This window comes from Brachybacterium sp. GCM10030252 (assembly GCF_042666535.1).
GTDB lineage: Bacteria > Actinomycetota > Actinomycetes > Actinomycetales > Dermabacteraceae > Brachybacterium.
Genome location: NZ_JBHTDM010000032.1, coordinates 32,268 through 47,511, shown reverse-complemented (window position 1 = coordinate 47,511; position 15,244 = coordinate 32,268). Strand labels below are relative to the sequence as shown.

Annotated in this window: 12 protein-coding genes; 7 read left to right on the top strand and 5 right to left on the bottom strand. The window is 72.3% G+C overall.

The window, feature by feature from the left end:
- Nucleotides 1–83 precede the first annotated feature (83 nt).
- The 5 genes from ACFQRJ_RS14305 to ACFQRJ_RS14285 are packed head-to-tail and all read left to right on the top strand — an operon-like array spanning nt 84 to nt 6,250.
- A complete protein-coding gene (locus tag ACFQRJ_RS14305) occupies nt 84–1,655 on the top strand; it encodes an ABC transporter ATP-binding protein (RefSeq protein WP_377019865.1) in 1,572 nt (523 codons plus the stop codon).
- Nucleotides 1,652–3,109, top strand: a complete 1,458-nt coding sequence (locus tag ACFQRJ_RS14300; RefSeq protein ID WP_377019864.1) for an ABC transporter permease — start codon at nt 1,652–1,654, stop codon at nt 3,107–3,109. Before ACFQRJ_RS14305 ends, ACFQRJ_RS14300 begins: the two co-directional genes overlap by 4 nt.
- Nucleotides 3,106–4,443 (top strand): ABC transporter permease, encoded by a 1,338-nt coding sequence (locus ACFQRJ_RS14295; protein ID WP_377019863.1) that lies wholly within the window; start codon nt 3,106–3,108, stop codon nt 4,441–4,443. The genes ACFQRJ_RS14300 and ACFQRJ_RS14295 overlap by 4 nt, the downstream gene beginning before the upstream one ends.
- A 57-nt stretch (nt 4,444–4,500) precedes the next feature.
- A complete protein-coding gene (locus ACFQRJ_RS14290) occupies nt 4,501–4,935 on the top strand; it encodes a cytidine deaminase (RefSeq protein ID WP_377019862.1) in 435 nt (144 codons plus the stop codon).
- Complete coding sequence (locus tag ACFQRJ_RS14285) at nt 4,928–6,250, top strand: thymidine phosphorylase (RefSeq protein WP_377019861.1); 1,323 nt, start codon at nt 4,928–4,930, stop codon at nt 6,248–6,250. The genes ACFQRJ_RS14290 and ACFQRJ_RS14285 overlap by 8 nt, the downstream gene beginning before the upstream one ends.
- A gap of 28 nt (nt 6,251–6,278) precedes the next feature.
- Here the strand turns inward: ACFQRJ_RS14285 and ACFQRJ_RS14280 are convergent, their stop codons facing one another.
- The 3 genes from ACFQRJ_RS14280 to ACFQRJ_RS14270 all read right to left on the bottom strand — a co-directional run bounded on the left by ACFQRJ_RS14280 (nt 6,279) and on the right by ACFQRJ_RS14270 (nt 10,274).
- Nucleotides 6,279–7,355, bottom strand: coding sequence for an NUDIX domain-containing protein (locus ACFQRJ_RS14280; RefSeq protein ID WP_377019860.1), 1,077 nt, complete (start codon nt 7,353–7,355; stop codon nt 6,279–6,281).
- A gap of 96 nt (nt 7,356–7,451) precedes the next feature.
- Entirely contained in the window at nt 7,452–8,525 is a 1,074-nt protein-coding gene (locus tag ACFQRJ_RS14275) for a hypothetical protein (protein WP_377019859.1), read from the bottom strand.
- Between the two features lie 102 nt (nt 8,526–8,627).
- Nucleotides 8,628–10,274 (bottom strand): DUF222 domain-containing protein, encoded by a 1,647-nt coding sequence (locus ACFQRJ_RS14270; protein WP_377019858.1) that lies wholly within the window; start codon nt 10,272–10,274, stop codon nt 8,628–8,630.
- A 73-nt stretch (nt 10,275–10,347) separates the two neighbouring features.
- Between ACFQRJ_RS14270 and deoC the strand changes: the two genes are divergently transcribed.
- On the top strand, nt 10,348–11,013 hold the full coding sequence (gene deoC, locus ACFQRJ_RS14265) for a deoxyribose-phosphate aldolase (RefSeq protein WP_377019857.1): 666 nt from the start codon (nt 10,348–10,350) through the stop codon (nt 11,011–11,013).
- Nucleotides 11,014–11,043: 30 nt separating this feature from the next.
- Here the strand turns inward: deoC and ACFQRJ_RS14260 are convergent, their stop codons facing one another.
- Together ACFQRJ_RS14260 and ACFQRJ_RS14255 are read right to left on the bottom strand one after the other, a co-directional pair.
- Nucleotides 11,044–12,831: a phospho-sugar mutase gene (locus ACFQRJ_RS14260; protein ID WP_377019856.1), complete on the bottom strand. Its 1,788-nt coding sequence runs from the start codon at nt 12,829–12,831 to the stop codon at nt 11,044–11,046.
- Complete coding sequence (locus ACFQRJ_RS14255; RefSeq protein WP_377019855.1) at nt 12,828–13,682, bottom strand: purine-nucleoside phosphorylase; 855 nt, start codon at nt 13,680–13,682, stop codon at nt 12,828–12,830. Before ACFQRJ_RS14255 ends, ACFQRJ_RS14260 begins: the two co-directional genes overlap by 4 nt.
- A 79-nt stretch (nt 13,683–13,761) precedes the next feature.
- On the opposite strand from ACFQRJ_RS14255, the gene ACFQRJ_RS14250 reads away from it, so the two are divergent.
- Complete coding sequence (locus ACFQRJ_RS14250) at nt 13,762–15,225, top strand: NAD(P)H-quinone dehydrogenase (protein WP_377019854.1); 1,464 nt, start codon at nt 13,762–13,764, stop codon at nt 15,223–15,225.
- The last annotated feature ends 19 nt before the right edge of the window (nt 15,226–15,244 follow it).

The window sequence follows — 15,244 nt, the reverse complement described above, 5'->3', positions numbered from 1 at the left end:
CGCACCGGTGGGCGGGGACCGCCTGTGATGCCCCTTGATCTCCCGGCCGATCTCCACGGCCGGCGCCGACGGAAGCGAATGCTGTGAAGCTCGAACTGCGCGGGATCACGAAGACCTTCGGGTCGCTCGTGGCCAACGACGCCATCGACCTGGTCGTCGAACCGGGGGAGATCCACTCCCTGCTCGGCGAGAACGGGGCCGGCAAGTCGACCCTGATGAACGTGCTGTACGGGCTCTATCGCCCCGACGGCGGGCAGATCCTCGTGGACGGGTCCCCGGTGAGCTTCTCCGACCCCGGGGACGCCATGGCCGCGGGCATCGGGATGGTCCACCAGCACTTCATGCTGGTCCCCGTCTTCACCGTCGCCGAGAACGTCGTCCTCGGCCACGAACCCACCTCGGGCGGTCTGCTCGACCTCGCCGCCGCGCGGCAGCTGGTGCGCGAGATCTCCGCCCGCTTCGACTTCGACCTCGATCCCGACGCGCTGGTCGAGGACCTCCCCGTCGGAGCCCAGCAGCGCGTGGAGATCATCAAGGCCCTCAGCCGGCGCGCCGAGGTGCTCGTGCTGGACGAGCCCACCGCCGTGCTCACCCCGCAGGAGACCGACGAGCTGATGGGGATCATGCGCCAGCTGAGCGAGGAGGGCACCTCGATCGTCTTCATCACCCACAAACTGCGCGAGGTCAAAGCCGTCTCCGACCGCATCACGGTCATCCGCCGCGGCGCGGTCGTCGGCGAAGCCGACCCGTCGGCCGACCAGGCGCAGCTCGCCTCGCTGATGGTGGGCCGCCAGGTCTCCCTCGCCCAGGACAAGACCGAGGCCGCGGCCGGGGAGGTCGCCCTGGCGGTGAGGAACCTGCGAGTCAGCGACGCAGCCGGCAACCGGACCCTGGACGGGGTCTCCTTCGACGTCCGCCACGGCGAGGTGCTCGCGATCGCCGGCGTCCAGGGCAACGGGCAGACGGAGCTGACCGAGGCGCTGCTCGGCCTGCAGCAGAGCGTGCACGGATCCGCGCGGCTCGAGGGGCGGGAGCTCGTCGGCCGCAGCACCAAGCAGGTCCTCGACGCGGGCGTCGGCTTCGTCCCGGAGGACCGCACCCACGACGCCCTGGTGCCGGACTTCTCCGTCGCCGAGAACCTCGTGCTGGACCAGCACGACCGCGCCCCGTTCGGCTCGGCGCTGGCGATGTCCCCGAAGGCCGTGCGCGCGAACGCGGAGTCGCTGATCCCCGAGTTCGACGTGCGCACCGAATCGGCCGATTCCGCGGTCTCCACGCTCTCCGGCGGCAACCAGCAGAAGGTCGTGATGGCCCGCGCCCTCCACCGTGAGCTCGCGCTGCTGATCGCCTCCCAGCCCACCCGCGGGGTCGACGTCGGCTCCATCGAGTTCCTCCACCGTCGGATCCTCGACGAGCGCGACAAGGGCACGCCCGTGGTGATCGTCTCGACCGAGCTCGACGAGGTCGTCCAGCTCGCCGACCGCATCGCCGTCATGTACCGCGGCTCGATCCTCGGGATCGTCGCCGGCGACGAGGACCGCGACGTGCTCGGCCTGATGATGGCCGGCTACACCGTCGAGGCCGCCCGCGAGGCCGTCGCCGCCGGGGCCCGCACCACCGACTCGGAGCTCGCCGACGAAGGAGAGATCGTATGAGCACCCTCGCCCCCGAGGGCACCGCACCGGGCGTCGGCTCCGGCGGCGAGCCCACTCCTCCGCCGCCCGAGCAGGAGGCCGAGGCCCGCTGGACCGGGCTGGTCCAGTCCATCGCCCGCGGCGACACGCTCGTGGTGGTGATGAGCTTCGTCCTCGCCTTCCTCGTCGGTTCGGTGTTCATCGTCATCGCCGACCAGGAGGTGCGCGCCACCCTGGGGTACTTCGTCGACCGGCCCTCCGACGCCCTCATCGCCATCTGGCAGTCCGTCACCCAGGCCTACGGGGCGATGTTCCGCGGCGCCGTGTTCGACGGCCCCAGGTTCGCCGACGTCGCCTCGGACCTGCGCGAGGCCGGCGGCACCGGCACGTACGTCCTGTTCCCGGCGCTGGCCGCGGGTCTGCGTCCGCTGACGGAGACGCTGACCGTGGCGACCCCGCTGATCATCGCCGCCGCCGGCATGGCCGTCAGCTTCCGCGCGGGACTGTTCAACATCGGCGGCACCGGACAGCTCATCGTGGGCGCCATGGCCGCCGGCTACATCGGCTTCACGTGGGACCTGCCGATCGTGATCCACCTGCTGGTGGCGCTGCTGGCCGGCGTTCTCGCCGGAGCCCTGTGGGGCGGTATCGCCGGTTTCCTCAAGGCCCGCTTCGGCGCCAACGAGGTCATCAGCACCATCATGCTGAACTGGATCGCCACGTATCTGCTGGCCTACGCCATGAAGACGGCCGCGTTCACCGGAGCCAACCAGGCGCAGCCCACCTCGCCGTCGATCGCGGATTCGGCGCAGCTGCCGTCCCTGCTGGGTTCGGCGTTCCGTCTCCATGCCGGCCTGTTCCTGGCCGCCGGGGCGGCGGTCGCCCTGTGGTGGCTGATGAGCCGCTCGACCCTCGGGTTCCGGTTCCGCGCCGTGGGGTCGAACCCGCGCGCCGCCCAGGTCGCCGGCATCTCCCCGGCCCGCACCTCGTTCCTGGTGCTGGCTGTCGCCGGTGCTCTGGTCGGACTGGCCGGTGCCGTGCACGTGCTGGGCACCGAGAAGCGGCTGTCCGAGGGGGTCGCCGGCAACATCGGGTTCGATGCCATCACCGTGGCGCTGCTGGGTCGCTCGGGCCCGGTGGGGATCGTCCTGGCCGGGCTGCTGTTCGCCGGGCTGTCCACGGGGGGCCAGTTCATGGACAGCAACCAGAACGTGCCGCAGGAGCTCGTGCAGGTGATCCAGGTGCTCGTGGTGCTGTTCATCGCGGCGCCGCCGCTGGTGCGCACCCTGATCGGCCTGCGGGGCGTGGACGATCCTTCGGCGGGCTCCCGCCGGCGCCGGCGCGCTCGTACTGCCCCCACCGACCCGCCCGGCGCAGCGCCGGCGGCGGCATCGCCCGCGCCCCCGCCCGGGGCCGACCCGCCCCGCGAGCACGGACCCGGCCATCGAGACGACGCGCAGGGAGAGGAACGATGACCGCTGCACCCGCCGTCGTGCCCGACGGGACCGAGACCGCCGCGGAGGCCGAGGACCGTCGCCCCGACAACTGGTGGCACCTGCCGGCCGCCACCACCGTCCTGGGACTGATCGCCCTGGTCGTGTTCGGGCTGCGCGGGATCCCCGGTGCCGAGTCGACCTTCGCCCTCGCCCGTGAGGGCGACCTGAACCCGCTGGGCATCGTGCCCGAGCGCGTCACCGTCCCCTCGATGCCGGCCGCCATCGGGCTGTCCGTGATCGCACTGCTCGCCTCGGCCGCCCTGTGGTCGCTGCACGCCCGCAGCGCCCGGCCGTCCGCCAGGGTGCGCGGCGGGCTCGTGGCCGTCTTCGCGCTCGCCTGGGTTCTCGCCTTCCTGACCTGGGTGATCTCGCAGCGGCTGCTGGATGTGACCTCCCTGCTGCAGGGCACCCTGATCCTGGCCGTGCCGCTCGCCTTCGGCGCCTTCTCCGGGGTGCTGTCCGAGCGTTCCGGCGTCATCAACATCGCGATCGAGGGACAGCTGCTCTTCGGCGCGTTCGGGGCCGCCCTGGTCGGCTCGCTCGCCGGGAACGTCTGGGTGGGCCTGGCAGCGGCCCCGATCATGGCGCTGCTGATGGGAGCCCTGCTGGCACTGTTCGCCGTCGGCTACCGGGTCCAGCAGATCATCGTCGGTGTGGTCCTGAACGTCCTGGCCATCGGCCTGACCTCGTTCTTCGCCGGCACCGTCATGGACCAGAACCCCGGCCGGTTCAACTCGCCGCTGAAGCTGCCCACGCTGCGGATCCCCCTGCTGGCGGACATCCCCGTCGTCGGCCGGGTCCTGTTCGAGCAGAACGTGCTGGTCTACCTGATGTGGATCATCGTGGCAGGTCTGACCGTGGCCCTGTTCCGCACCCGCTGGGGCCTTCGCGTGCGAGCGGTCGGCGAGCACCCGCGCGCCGCCGACACCGTCGGCATCCCCGTCAACCGCACCCGGTGGTCCAATGTGCTGCTCGGCTCCGCCGTCGCGGGTCTGGGCGGCGCCACACTGACGATCGGCACCGGTGTCGCCTTCGGCGAGGAGATGTCCGACGGCAAGGGGTACATCGCCCTGGCCGCGATGATCCTCGGCCGCTACCACCCCGTCGGCGCCCTGCTCGCGGCACTGACCTTCGCCTTCGCCGACTCCCTGCAGCTGCGGCTGGGCACCCTCGCGGCCGCGGAGGGCGGGGTCTCCATCCCCGGCGACTTCCTGCTCATGCTTCCGTACGTGGTCACCCTGTTCGCCGTCGCCGGCATCGTCGGCAGAGTGCGCGTGCCCGCCGCCAACGGCACCCCGTACGTCAAGCAATGAGACTGCCGGCGCTGTGACAGGCTGGGGCCCTGATCGGCACATCGGCAAGGAGGAACGATGACGGGGTCTGCTGTCCGGGTCGACGCACCCGGAGCGCCATTCACGCAGCTGCTCGAGGTGGCGCGGGACATAGCCTCACGCGCCTACGCGCCGTACTCGGGCTACCACGTGGGAGCCGCCGCGCTGGTCGACGACGGGCGCACGGTCTCCGGCTGCAACGTGGAGAACGCCGGGTACGGCGTCACCCTGTGCGCCGAATGCGGCCTGGTCGGTGACCTCATCGCCGGAGGGGGCGGCAAGCTGGTCGCCTTCACGTGCGTCAACGGCGCCGGCGAGGTGATCATGCCGTGCGGCCGCTGCCGCCAGCTGCTGTCCGAGCACGCCGCGGCGAGCATGGAGATCCTCACCCCGCAGGGCGTGCTCGGCATGGACGCCGTGCTGCCGCAGGCCTTCGGCCCCCACGACCTCGAGGAGACACGAGCACATGACTGATCGCGCCGACCGCGACGAGAACACCGGCGTCGAGCCCTTCGACGTCGTCGACATCATCCGCACCAAACGCGACGGCGGGGTGCTGGAGGACGAGCGCATCGATTGGGTCATCGACGCCTACACCCGCGGCGTCGTCGCCGAGGAACAGATGTCGGCCCTGGCCATGGCGATCTTCGTGCGCGGGATGGAGCGCGGCGAGATCGCCCGGTGGACCCGCGCGATGATCGCCAGCGGTGAGCGGATGGACTTCCAGGCGCTGTCCAAGCCCACCACCGACAAGCACTCCACCGGCGGCGTAGGGGACAAGATCACGCTGCCCCTGGCCCCGCTGGTCGCGTCCTACGGGGTGGCCGTGCCGCAGCTGTCCGGTCGCGGGCTGGGCCACACCGGAGGCACGCTCGACAAGCTCGAAGCCATCCCCGGATGGCGCGCGGACCTCACGGCTGGGGAGATGATGTCGCAGCTGGAGAGCGCCGGCGCCGTCATCTGCGCCGCCGGCTCCGGGCTGGCCCCGGCGGACAAGAAGCTCTACGCCCTCCGCGACGTCACCGGCACCGTCGAGTCGATCCCGCTGATCGCCAGCTCCATCATGTCCAAGAAGATCGCCGAGGGCACCGCTGCGCTCACGCTGGACGTCAAGACCGGGGCCGGCGCCTTCATGCGCGAGGAGTCCGACGCCCGCGAGCTCGCCCGCACCATGGTCGAGCTCGGCACCGACGCCGGCGTGCACACGGTCGCCCTGCTGACCGACATGTCCGCGCCGCTGGGCCGGACCGCGGGCAACGCCCTGGAGGTCCGCGAGTCCCTCGACGTTCTCGCCGGCGGAGGACCGGCCGACGTGGTCGAGCTGACCTGCGCCCTCGCCCGCGAGATGCTCGCCGCCGCCGGGGTCCACGACGCCGACGTCGAGGCCGCGCTCGCCGACGGACGCGCCATGGACTCGTGGCGAGCGATGATCTCCGCCCAGGGCGGCGACGTCGACGCACCGCTGCCGGAGGCGAAGCACGTCGAGGAGTTCCGGGCGCGCGAGGACGGCGTGGTGACGGGCCTGGACGCGATGGGCGTGGGCGTCGCGGCGTGGCGTCTGGGAGCGGGGCGCTCGCGTCCGGGGGAGGCCGTCCAGGCCGCCGCGGGAGTGGAGATCACCGCCCACATCGGGGACAGGGTGCAGGCCGGGGACGTCCTGGCGCGCCTGCACACCGACACCCCGGAACGTGTCGCCCGGGCCGTCGAGGCGATCGACGGGTCCTGGACGCTGGACCCCTCCGGGGAGGCGGTGCCGTCGCGCAGCATCGTCAAGGACCGCATCGCCTGAGCGAGCCGTACAACCACAACCACGCGGGTCAGCGCGCTCGAGGTGGGAGCTTTCGCAGCGCAGGCAGGATGTGATCGGTCATCAGCGGCGCCAGCCGAGTACCGGTTCCCGGCTCGTCGACCCCGAACCAGCGGTGCCCGTCGATCTCGGCGCGCACGGTCAGCGGCTCCGGCAGAGGCGTGCGGGCGACGAACACCGTCGAGTGCACGATGGTGTTCGGCTCGTTCGCGGCGACGGCCTCGAACTCGCCGAGCAGCTCGAGATCGGCCGGATCCAGGCGGACGTCGAGCTCCTCCTCGACCTCCCGCGCAGCTGCTTCGAGTGCCGATTCGCCCGGCTCCAGCTTGCCTCCGACCTGCATGTACGAACCGGTGCCGCGCTTGCGCACCGCCAGCACCTCGGTGCCGCGGGAGCCCTCGCGCAGGAAGCTCACGGCGGTGATGCGCAGGAGGTCGGTCGGCTGGCCGAGGCGTCGCTGGCTGATCTCCGCGGTGGCCATCTCCGTCAGCCGATGCAGGTGGCGCGTGCCTGCCCGCAGATCTTCCGGGCGCATGCCCGCGCGGATCCACCCCTGCACCTGGCCGGGCTGCTCGCGCGCCAGTGCCCAGCCCCGGCGCAGCAGCGTCGCGGGCGGCTTGCGGTTCTCCCGCAGATCCCGGACCAGTCGCAGCGTGAACACGAGCGGCACGGGGCGGTGCAGCACGATCGCATCGGCGAGCAGCCCGGCGGCGGCGAGCGGTGCGATCAGCTCGGCGGCGAAGATCCCTTCCGCGATGATCAGGGGTGCGTCACCCGCGTCGACCCGTCCGGTCCCCACCCGCCGAGACTCGGAGATCGAATAGACGGGCACCTCCGCAGTGCCGTCGTGGGCGAGCGCCGTGAGGGCATCGAGGGCCGCGCCGGCATCCCACGAGGCGGGGTCGTCCCAGTCCACGATCCCGAATCGATGCGGCAGGCCGGGGGCGTCGGCGTCGCAGTAGAAGTCGTCCAGGCTCAGCACCGGCAACCCGGAGCGGCGGGACATCTCGCCCTTCCCGCTGCCGGAGGGACCGGCGAGCAGCACGATGCGTCGCGGCGGGCGAGGGCGGGAGGCGGGTTCGGTCACGGGCGACGAGTCTAGGCGCTCGAGGGGCCGGATCCGGGGCCGACGGGCGGTTCGGGCGGTGGTGAGGCGAACCGCTCACGTGCGCTCGGCGAGGGGTCAGCTCAGTCCGCGATCCAGCAGCATGTTGTAGGCGGCCTTGGCGGAGCCGGACTCGGTCATCACCCCGAAAGTCTCCTCGCTCTCGTCCCGGGCGGAGCGGTCCCGCAGCTGGTAGAAGAAGACGTCGGTCAGTTCATCGCCGGCACCTCCGAGCACGTCGAGGAAGGTCGCGTAATGCTCCGCCTGCTCCTGCTGGGTGCTGCAGATGGAGCACGTGGGATCTCCGAGCTCGCCGATGGCGACGGGTTTGCCGTATGTGCTGTGCAGCCTCGCGATCCGGTCGACGAGGCCGCCCAGAGTCTCGGCCCCGGTATCGGCCCAATCGATGTAGGCGTCCACGGTGAGCAGATCCAGGGTCGGAGCGAGGACGGTGAGCACCTGGTGCCATCGGTCCTCGATGTCGTCGCCCACCGGCCAGCCGTAGAGGTTCGTGGTGATCTGCACGTCCCGGGAGTGGGCGCGGAAGATCCGGCCGGCGTCTGTGATCCGAGACGCCAGCTCCCTGAGGTACGCGGCGGGGGGACGGTCGCCCACGGCCTCGTAGCGCCGGTAGTGCAGCGCGTCGGCCTCGTTGAAGACCTGGATCTGCTGGACCTGTGCTGCGAAGCGCACGGCCAGGCCTTCCCACCAGGCGGTGGTCTTCGCCAGCCAGCGATCCTCGCTCGCGTCGGGGACGTCGTAGTGGTTGATCACCATGAGGCACACGCGGAGCCCGGCGTCCGCGGCGGCGGCCAGGATCCGGTGCATCTCGGCGACGGCGCTCTCGTTCCAGACGAGGTCGTCATCGGGGCCGTCGAAGGTCTCCAGGAGTGTCCCGCTCCCGGCGTTGAGCCGGACGCCGGATCCGCCCAGAGTCGCCACCTCCGCGACGTCCTCGAGCACCCGCTCCACCGACGACCCCTCGCCCTCGGGTCCGAGGGAGCCGATCGTGAAGCCGAAGCGACCCGCGGGCGATGACGGCTCGTCGCCGGCGGTGATGGACGACGTCGCGGCGAGGGTGCCGAGGGCCGCCACGCCGGTGACGCCGAGCGCCGCGGAGGTGAGGACGGTTCGACGACGGGGGACGCTCATGGTCGGAAGCTCTCGAGAGGCCAGTTCGGCGTCGTGCTGGGGCCGTCGCGACGAGTACCGGCTGCCGTTCGCAGGCCCAATGGGAATGTACACCGGCCTGGGTCACGCTGCGAGGGTGACGACGTTCTGGCACAACGCATCGACGCATGCCGACAAGCTGAACCCCTGCCCGCCGGTCCGCGCCGCGATCCGGCGCGGATCTGCGGAGCCTGGTGGCGGAGTGTCGTGACCGTCGTCCTTCCCGGCTTCGGCGGCCTCGCCGGCCTCATCGCCCTGGACGCCGGGCGACGGCCTGGTCCGGACTCTCTCGAGCATGGCGGGCCAGCGTGCCTGTACCGGTCGGTCTTCCGCGTCCACCACCGTGAAGCGCGAGAGGCCGGCAGCTGATGCCGGAAGCGGCTGGAGGCGGAGCCCGCCTTCGTGGACGATGACGTGGTGGCGCCGGCACAGCAGCGCGAGTCCGTCTATATCGGTGCGGCCGCCCTCGGACCAGGGGGTCACGTGGTGAGCGTCCAGATGCCTGCTCTGGTGGCAGCCGGGAAACACGCAGGTCTCGTCCCGCAGCCTCAGGGCACGACGTTGGGCGCGGGAGGCGAGTCGGCGCGACCGGCCCAGATGGAGGACCTCGCCGGTCGTGTCGGTGATGGCGACGGAGACCTTGCCGGTGCAGGCGAGACGCTCAGCGGTGCGGGTCTCGAGCGGACCGCCGCCGGTCGTGCTGCACCGCTGGGACGTTCCCGCGGGAACGTCGCGGCTCAGGGCGTCGGCGCTGACCTGGACCACCACCACATGCCGGTCCTCCCCGGAGCGGTCGTCGGGCGCCGCGGCGAGGTAACCCCGCGCTACATCGAGCAGCGCATCGGCGCGGCGCTGTTCGAGAGTGGCCGTGGTGGTCACCTCCGCATCGGCACGGTCGGTGCTGGTCGCTTCGCCGGAGGCCTGACCCGCAGCAGTCGGCGGGACATTCCGTGCGTCCGGCGTCACCGTCGTGGCGGCCGGCGCGTCATCGTGCCCGTCCCGGGCCATGGCAAGCTCCAGGGCGGTGGTCACCTCGGCGCCGACCTCTGCCGGCAGCACCGCCCGCAGTTCGACCATGCCATCGTCCCGGGTCGGCCAGCGCGCCTCGCGGATCATCTCCTGGTCCAGTCGGCTCCCATCAGCCGCTCGGAAGGAGGAGATGGCGCGGGCGAGCTGAGAGGCCGTGGAGTCGCGGGCGAGCTCGACCAAGGCGTCCTCGTCGATGCGCCCGGCGACCCGGGTCATCTCGCGCACCTTGGAGAACGAGAGCCGTCCGGCACGGAACTCCCCGAGAGTTCGCGGCATCGTGGGCAGGACCCGCGCGATCCGCACGTGCTCGCGGGCGGTCCCGGCCGACATCGAACATGCCCACGCCAACCAGTGCGCCGTCGACTTCAGGCCGACGAACCAGCTCAGCCCGCCGCGGGCGTCGAACTCACCGACCATGAGCAGCAGCTCGCAGGTGGCCTCGGCGATGCGGGCCGCCTGGTCCTGGATACGGGACCCGAGACGTTCAGCATCGGTGCGGGACAGCGGGCCGTCCGGTACGGAGGGCGGGCCCGGTGCTGCGTGCTCGGCGGATGGCGCGGCCGCCCTCTCTGCGCTGAGGCGGTCCGGCGGCGTGGACGGCGGGGCGAGGGACATCGTGACCTCCCGGTCGGGGAACGCGTGTTCGACCAGCCGACCAGGATCCGGTGCCGCGCACCAGGCGCCGCGGCGAAATGTGGACACCAGCGCGTTGTGGAGGAATGGGTGCGGGTGCTCGTGGATGCGCGGGGACCGGCCGGTCTGCCAAGATCAGCGCATGACGAATCTCGACCGCGACCAGCTCGCCGCACTCATCGATCACACCCTGCTGAAGCCCGAGGCCACGCCGGCCGACGTCACCGCACTGCTGCGCGAGGCCGAGGACCTCGGCACGTACTCGGTGTGCATCTCGCCGTCGATGCTGCCGGTACGGACCACCGTGAAGGTGGCGACCGTGTGCGGGTTCCCCTCCGGTCAGCATGCCCCCTCGATCAAGGCGGCCGAAGCGGCCGACTCCGTCGAGAAGGGAGCCGACGAGGTCGACATGGTCCTCAACGTCGGACTCGCCCGTGCCGGGGAGTTCGCCGACGTCGAGGACGAGATCCGCCAGGTCCGCGCCGCCGCGCCGCAGCCCGTCGTGCTGAAGGTGATCATCGAATCGGCAGCGCTCACCGACGAGCAGATCGTCGCGGTGTGCGAGGCCGCCGAGCGTGCCGGCGCCGATTTCGTGAAGACCTCGACCGGGTTCCACCCCGCCGGTGGGGCCAGCGAGGAGGCCGTCGCCCTGATGCGGCGCACCGTCGGCGACCGGCTCGGGGTCAAGGCCTCCGGCGGGATCCGCACCCGCGAGGCCGCCGAGGCGATGGTCGCCGCGGGCGCGAGCCGGCTGGGACTGTCCTCGTCGCGCGCAGTGCTCGAGGGCGGCACCGGCACCGGCTACTGAGCCGGGGCGCGAGGTGACGACCGGCTGGGCTCAGGCCTGGCCCAGAGCCTCCCTCAGCTCGTCCTGCAGGGCCCCGAGCCGATCGGCGGCGCGACTCCGGATCGCGCCCAGCTGGTCCGGGGACGTTCCCGCGGGAACGCTTTCTGCGACCTCGAGGTAGCACTTCAGCTTCGGCTCGGTGCCCGAGGGACGCACGACCACGCGGGTGTCGTCCTCGCTGAGAAGCAGCATGCCCTCCGTCGGCGGCAGGCCGGTCGTCTCGACGGATCCCGCGGAGAGATCCTGGGTCTCGACCACGGACGACCCGAGCAGCTGAGCCGGCGGCGCGGTGCGCAGCTGCTGCATCATCACGGAGATCTCGGTGAGGTCCTCGACGCGGATCGAGAGCTGCGCGGTGGAGTACAGGCCGTGCCGCTGCGCGAGCTCATCGAGCCTGCCCACCAACGTGGTGTCCTCCGCGCGGGCCAGCGCCGCCATCTCGGCGACCATCAGCGCCGTGGAGAGCCCGTCCTTGTCGCGCACCACGTCCGGCAGCACGCAGTACCCGATGGCCTCCTCGTAGCCGAAGACGATTCCCGGCGCGCGGGAGATCCACTTGAAACCGGTCAGCGTCGTGGCCGGCTCGAGCACGGAAGCTGCGTCCTGCCCATCGTGGCCAGCCGGGGCGGCCGCCTGCACCACGCGATCCAGCCAGCGGCTGGAGACGATCGACCTGGCGAAGACGCCGCGGTACTCGTGCCGGCGGATCAGGTGGTCACCGAGCAGCACGCCCAGCTCGTCGCCGGTGAGCATCCGCCAGGCGTCCAGATGCGGATCGAGCACCGCGGCGGCGCAGCGGTCCGCATCGGGGTCATTGGCGATCACCACGTCGGCCTCGACGGATCGGGCCAGCTCCAGGGCCAGATCGATCGCGCCGGGCTCCTCGGGATTGGGGAAGGCCACGGTGGGGAAGTCCGGATCGGGGTCGGCCTGCTCGGCGACGGTGTGGACCTCCGCGAACCCGCTGCGGTGCAGGGCGGCGAGCGCGGTCTCCGTGCCCACGCCGTGCATCGCGGTGTGCACGATGCGCACCTCTCGTGGTCCCTCCAGATCGGGCAGGGTGCAGATCGCCGCGAGGTAGTCCTCACGCAGCTGCTCGCCCAGCAGCTCCCAGCCGGACCCGGCGACGGGGATCTCACGAACGGGGCCGACGGCAGCGATGCGGGCGGCGATCTGCTCGTCCGACGGCGGCACGATCTGAACGCCCCGACCGCCTGCCGCCGCGGCGCGGCCGCCGAGGTAGACCTTGTAGCCGTTGTCCGCAGGCGGATTGTGGGAGGCGGTGACGACGATGCCGGCGTCGGCCTCGAGGTGGCGGACGGCGAAGGCGACCAGCGGGGTGGGGCCGAAGCGGTCCAGCAGCTGGACGCGGGCGCCGGCAGCGGTGAGGATCGCCGCCGAGCGGTGGGCGAAGTCCTGGGAGTTGTAGCGCGCGTCGTAGCCGATCACCACCAGCGGCCGGTCGAGACCGAGGTCGCCGATGAGGTGGTCGGCCAGGCCGCGGGCGGCCCGGGAGACGACGGCGAGGTTCATGCGGTTCGGGCCGGGGCCCATGCGGCCGCGCAGGCCGGCGGTGCCGAACTGGAGATCCCCGGCGAAGGCGTCGGTCAGCTCGTCGAGGACCGAGCCGGCGGCGGACTCGTCGTCGGCCGCCGCCTCGTCATCACCCGACACCTGCTCGAGCAGGGAGGTGAGGGCGGCCCGGGTGGCCGGGTCCGGGTCGTCCGCGATCCAGTCCTCGATGCGCGAGCGCAGCGCGGGGTCGAGGCGGGGAGTCATCGCGCCGTCGCCCCGTCGTCGCCCCCGGCTGGTGCACCGGTGAGGCGGCGGACGGTCTCGGCCAGCAGCCGGGAGATCCGGGGACCCGCGTCACGGCCGGCCTCGAGGACCTCCTCGTGGCTGAGCGCCTCCGGGCTGATCCCGGCGGCGAGGTTGGTGACCAGGGAGATGCCGAGCACGTCCATCCCGGCCTCGCGGGCGGCGATGGCCTCGAGGGCGGTGGACATGCCGACCAGGCTCGCGCCGATGGCCTTTGCCATCTGCACTTCGGCCGGGGTCTCGTACGTCGGTCCCGGGAACTGCATGTAGACGCCCTCGTCGAGCGAGGGGTCGACCTCGCGGGCGATCTCGCGCAGGGCGGGCGTGTACAGGTCGGTGAGGTCGAGGAAGTTGGCGCCCTCGAGCGGGGTGGTGCCGGTGAAGTTGATCTGATCCGAGATCAGCACCGGGGTGCCGGGGGACCAGTCCGGAATGATACCGCCGCAGCCGTTGGTCAGGACCATGGTGCGGGCACCGGTGGCGGCGGCGGTGCGCACGCCGTGGACGACCGCGTCCACGCCGGCGCCCTCGTAGAAGTGGGTGCGGGCGCCGAGCACGAGGGCACGGGCGCCGCTGCCCTCGACCCGGATCGAGCGCAGGGTGCCGATGTGGCCGGCCACGGCGGGGGGCCGGAAGCCGGGAACGGTGGTGGCGTCGGCCTGCCACACCGTCTCACCGAGCAGGTCCGCGGCGCCGGCCCACCCGGAGCCCAGCACCAGGGCGAGGTCGTGGGAGGGGACACCGCTGGCCTCGGCGATCGCAGCAGCGGCGTCGCGGGCGAGCAGATACGGGTCAGGGGCGGATTCCGTCATGGATCGAAGGTAACGCAGGCGCTCCCTCGTCCGCGCCCGATCGTGCCCCGCAGAAGGCGTCGTGCCCCACAATGGAGAGGTGAGCGATCCCAGCACCGCCCTCCCGTCGGACCCCCACCGTCTGCCCAGCGCCGGGGACCGCCCGCGCGTGGTGATCATCGGCGGCGGCCCCGGCGGGTACGAGGCGGCCCTGGCGGCGGCCCGGCGCGGTGCGGAGACGGTGCTCATCGAGGAGCGCGGCCTCGGCGGCGCCGCCGTCCTGACCGACGTGGTGCCCTCCAAGACCCTCATCGCCACGGCCGATGTGCTGGACGTGGTCGCCGGCTCACACGGCCTCGGGATCCGCGACGCCGACACCGGCTCCGCCCCCACCGCACAGACCCTCAACGTCGACCTCGCCGCCGTCAACGCCCGGGTCAAGCGGCTCGCCGCCGCACAGTCCGCCGACATCCGCTCCAGCCTGAGCGAGGCCGGCGCCCGGATCCTCGAGGGCCGCGGACGCCTGGCCGGCCCCGAGACGGTCGAGGTCCTCGACGGCGAAGGGGGCGTCAGCGCGAGCCTGCACGCCGACGTGGTGCTGCTGGCCGTCGGCGCCCGCCCCCGCGAGCTCGACTCGGATCCGTGCGACGGCGAGCGGGTGCTGAACTGGACGCAGCTGTACGAGCTCGAGCACCTGCCCGAGCACCTGATCGTGGTCGGCTCCGGCGTCACCGGCGCCGAGTTCGCCAGCGCGTACCGGGCGCTCGGCAGCGAGGTCACCCTGGTCTCCTCCCGCGAGAAGGTGCTGCCGGGGACGGACCCCGACGCCGCCGACGTGCTCGAGGACGCCTTCGCCCGTCGCGGGGTGAGCGTGCGCTCCCGGTCGCGGGCGGCCTCCGCCTGCCGTCGGGGCGACGGGGTGGTGGTGACGCTGACCTCCGGCGAGGAGATCGCCGGCAGCCACGCGCTGATGGCCCTCGGCGGGATCCCCCGCACCGGCGACCTCGGGCTGGAGCAGGCGGGCGTGCGCATCACCGAGCGCGGTCACATCGAGACCGACCGGGTCTCCCGCACCTCGGTGCGCGGGGTGTACGCGGCGGGGGACTGCACCGGCGTGTACCCGTTGGCCTCGGTCGCGGCCATGCAGGGACGGATCGCGATGCACCACGCGCTCGGCGAGGCGGTCTCACCGCTGATCGCCGCCCAGGTGTCCTCGGCCGTGTTCACCAGCCCCGAGATCGCCACCGTCGGCGTCAGCGAGCAGGACGTGGCCGACGGGGTGATCTCCGGGGAGGTGCTAGTGCTGGGGCTGGACACCAACCCGCGCGCGAAGATGCAGGGCATCTCCGAGGGGTTCGTGAAGCTGATCGTGCGCCCCGGCTCGCACACCGTGATCGGCGCCGTCGTGGTCGCCCCGCGCGCCAGCGAGCTGATCCTTCCCTACACGCTCGCCGTCGCCCATCGGCTCACCGCCGAGCAGGTCGCGGGGACGTTCACCGTCTACCCCTCGCTGGCCGGGTCGCTGGCCGAGGTGGCGCGGCGGCTCGACGGCGCGGACGACTGACGCGCAGCGGCGTCGAGCC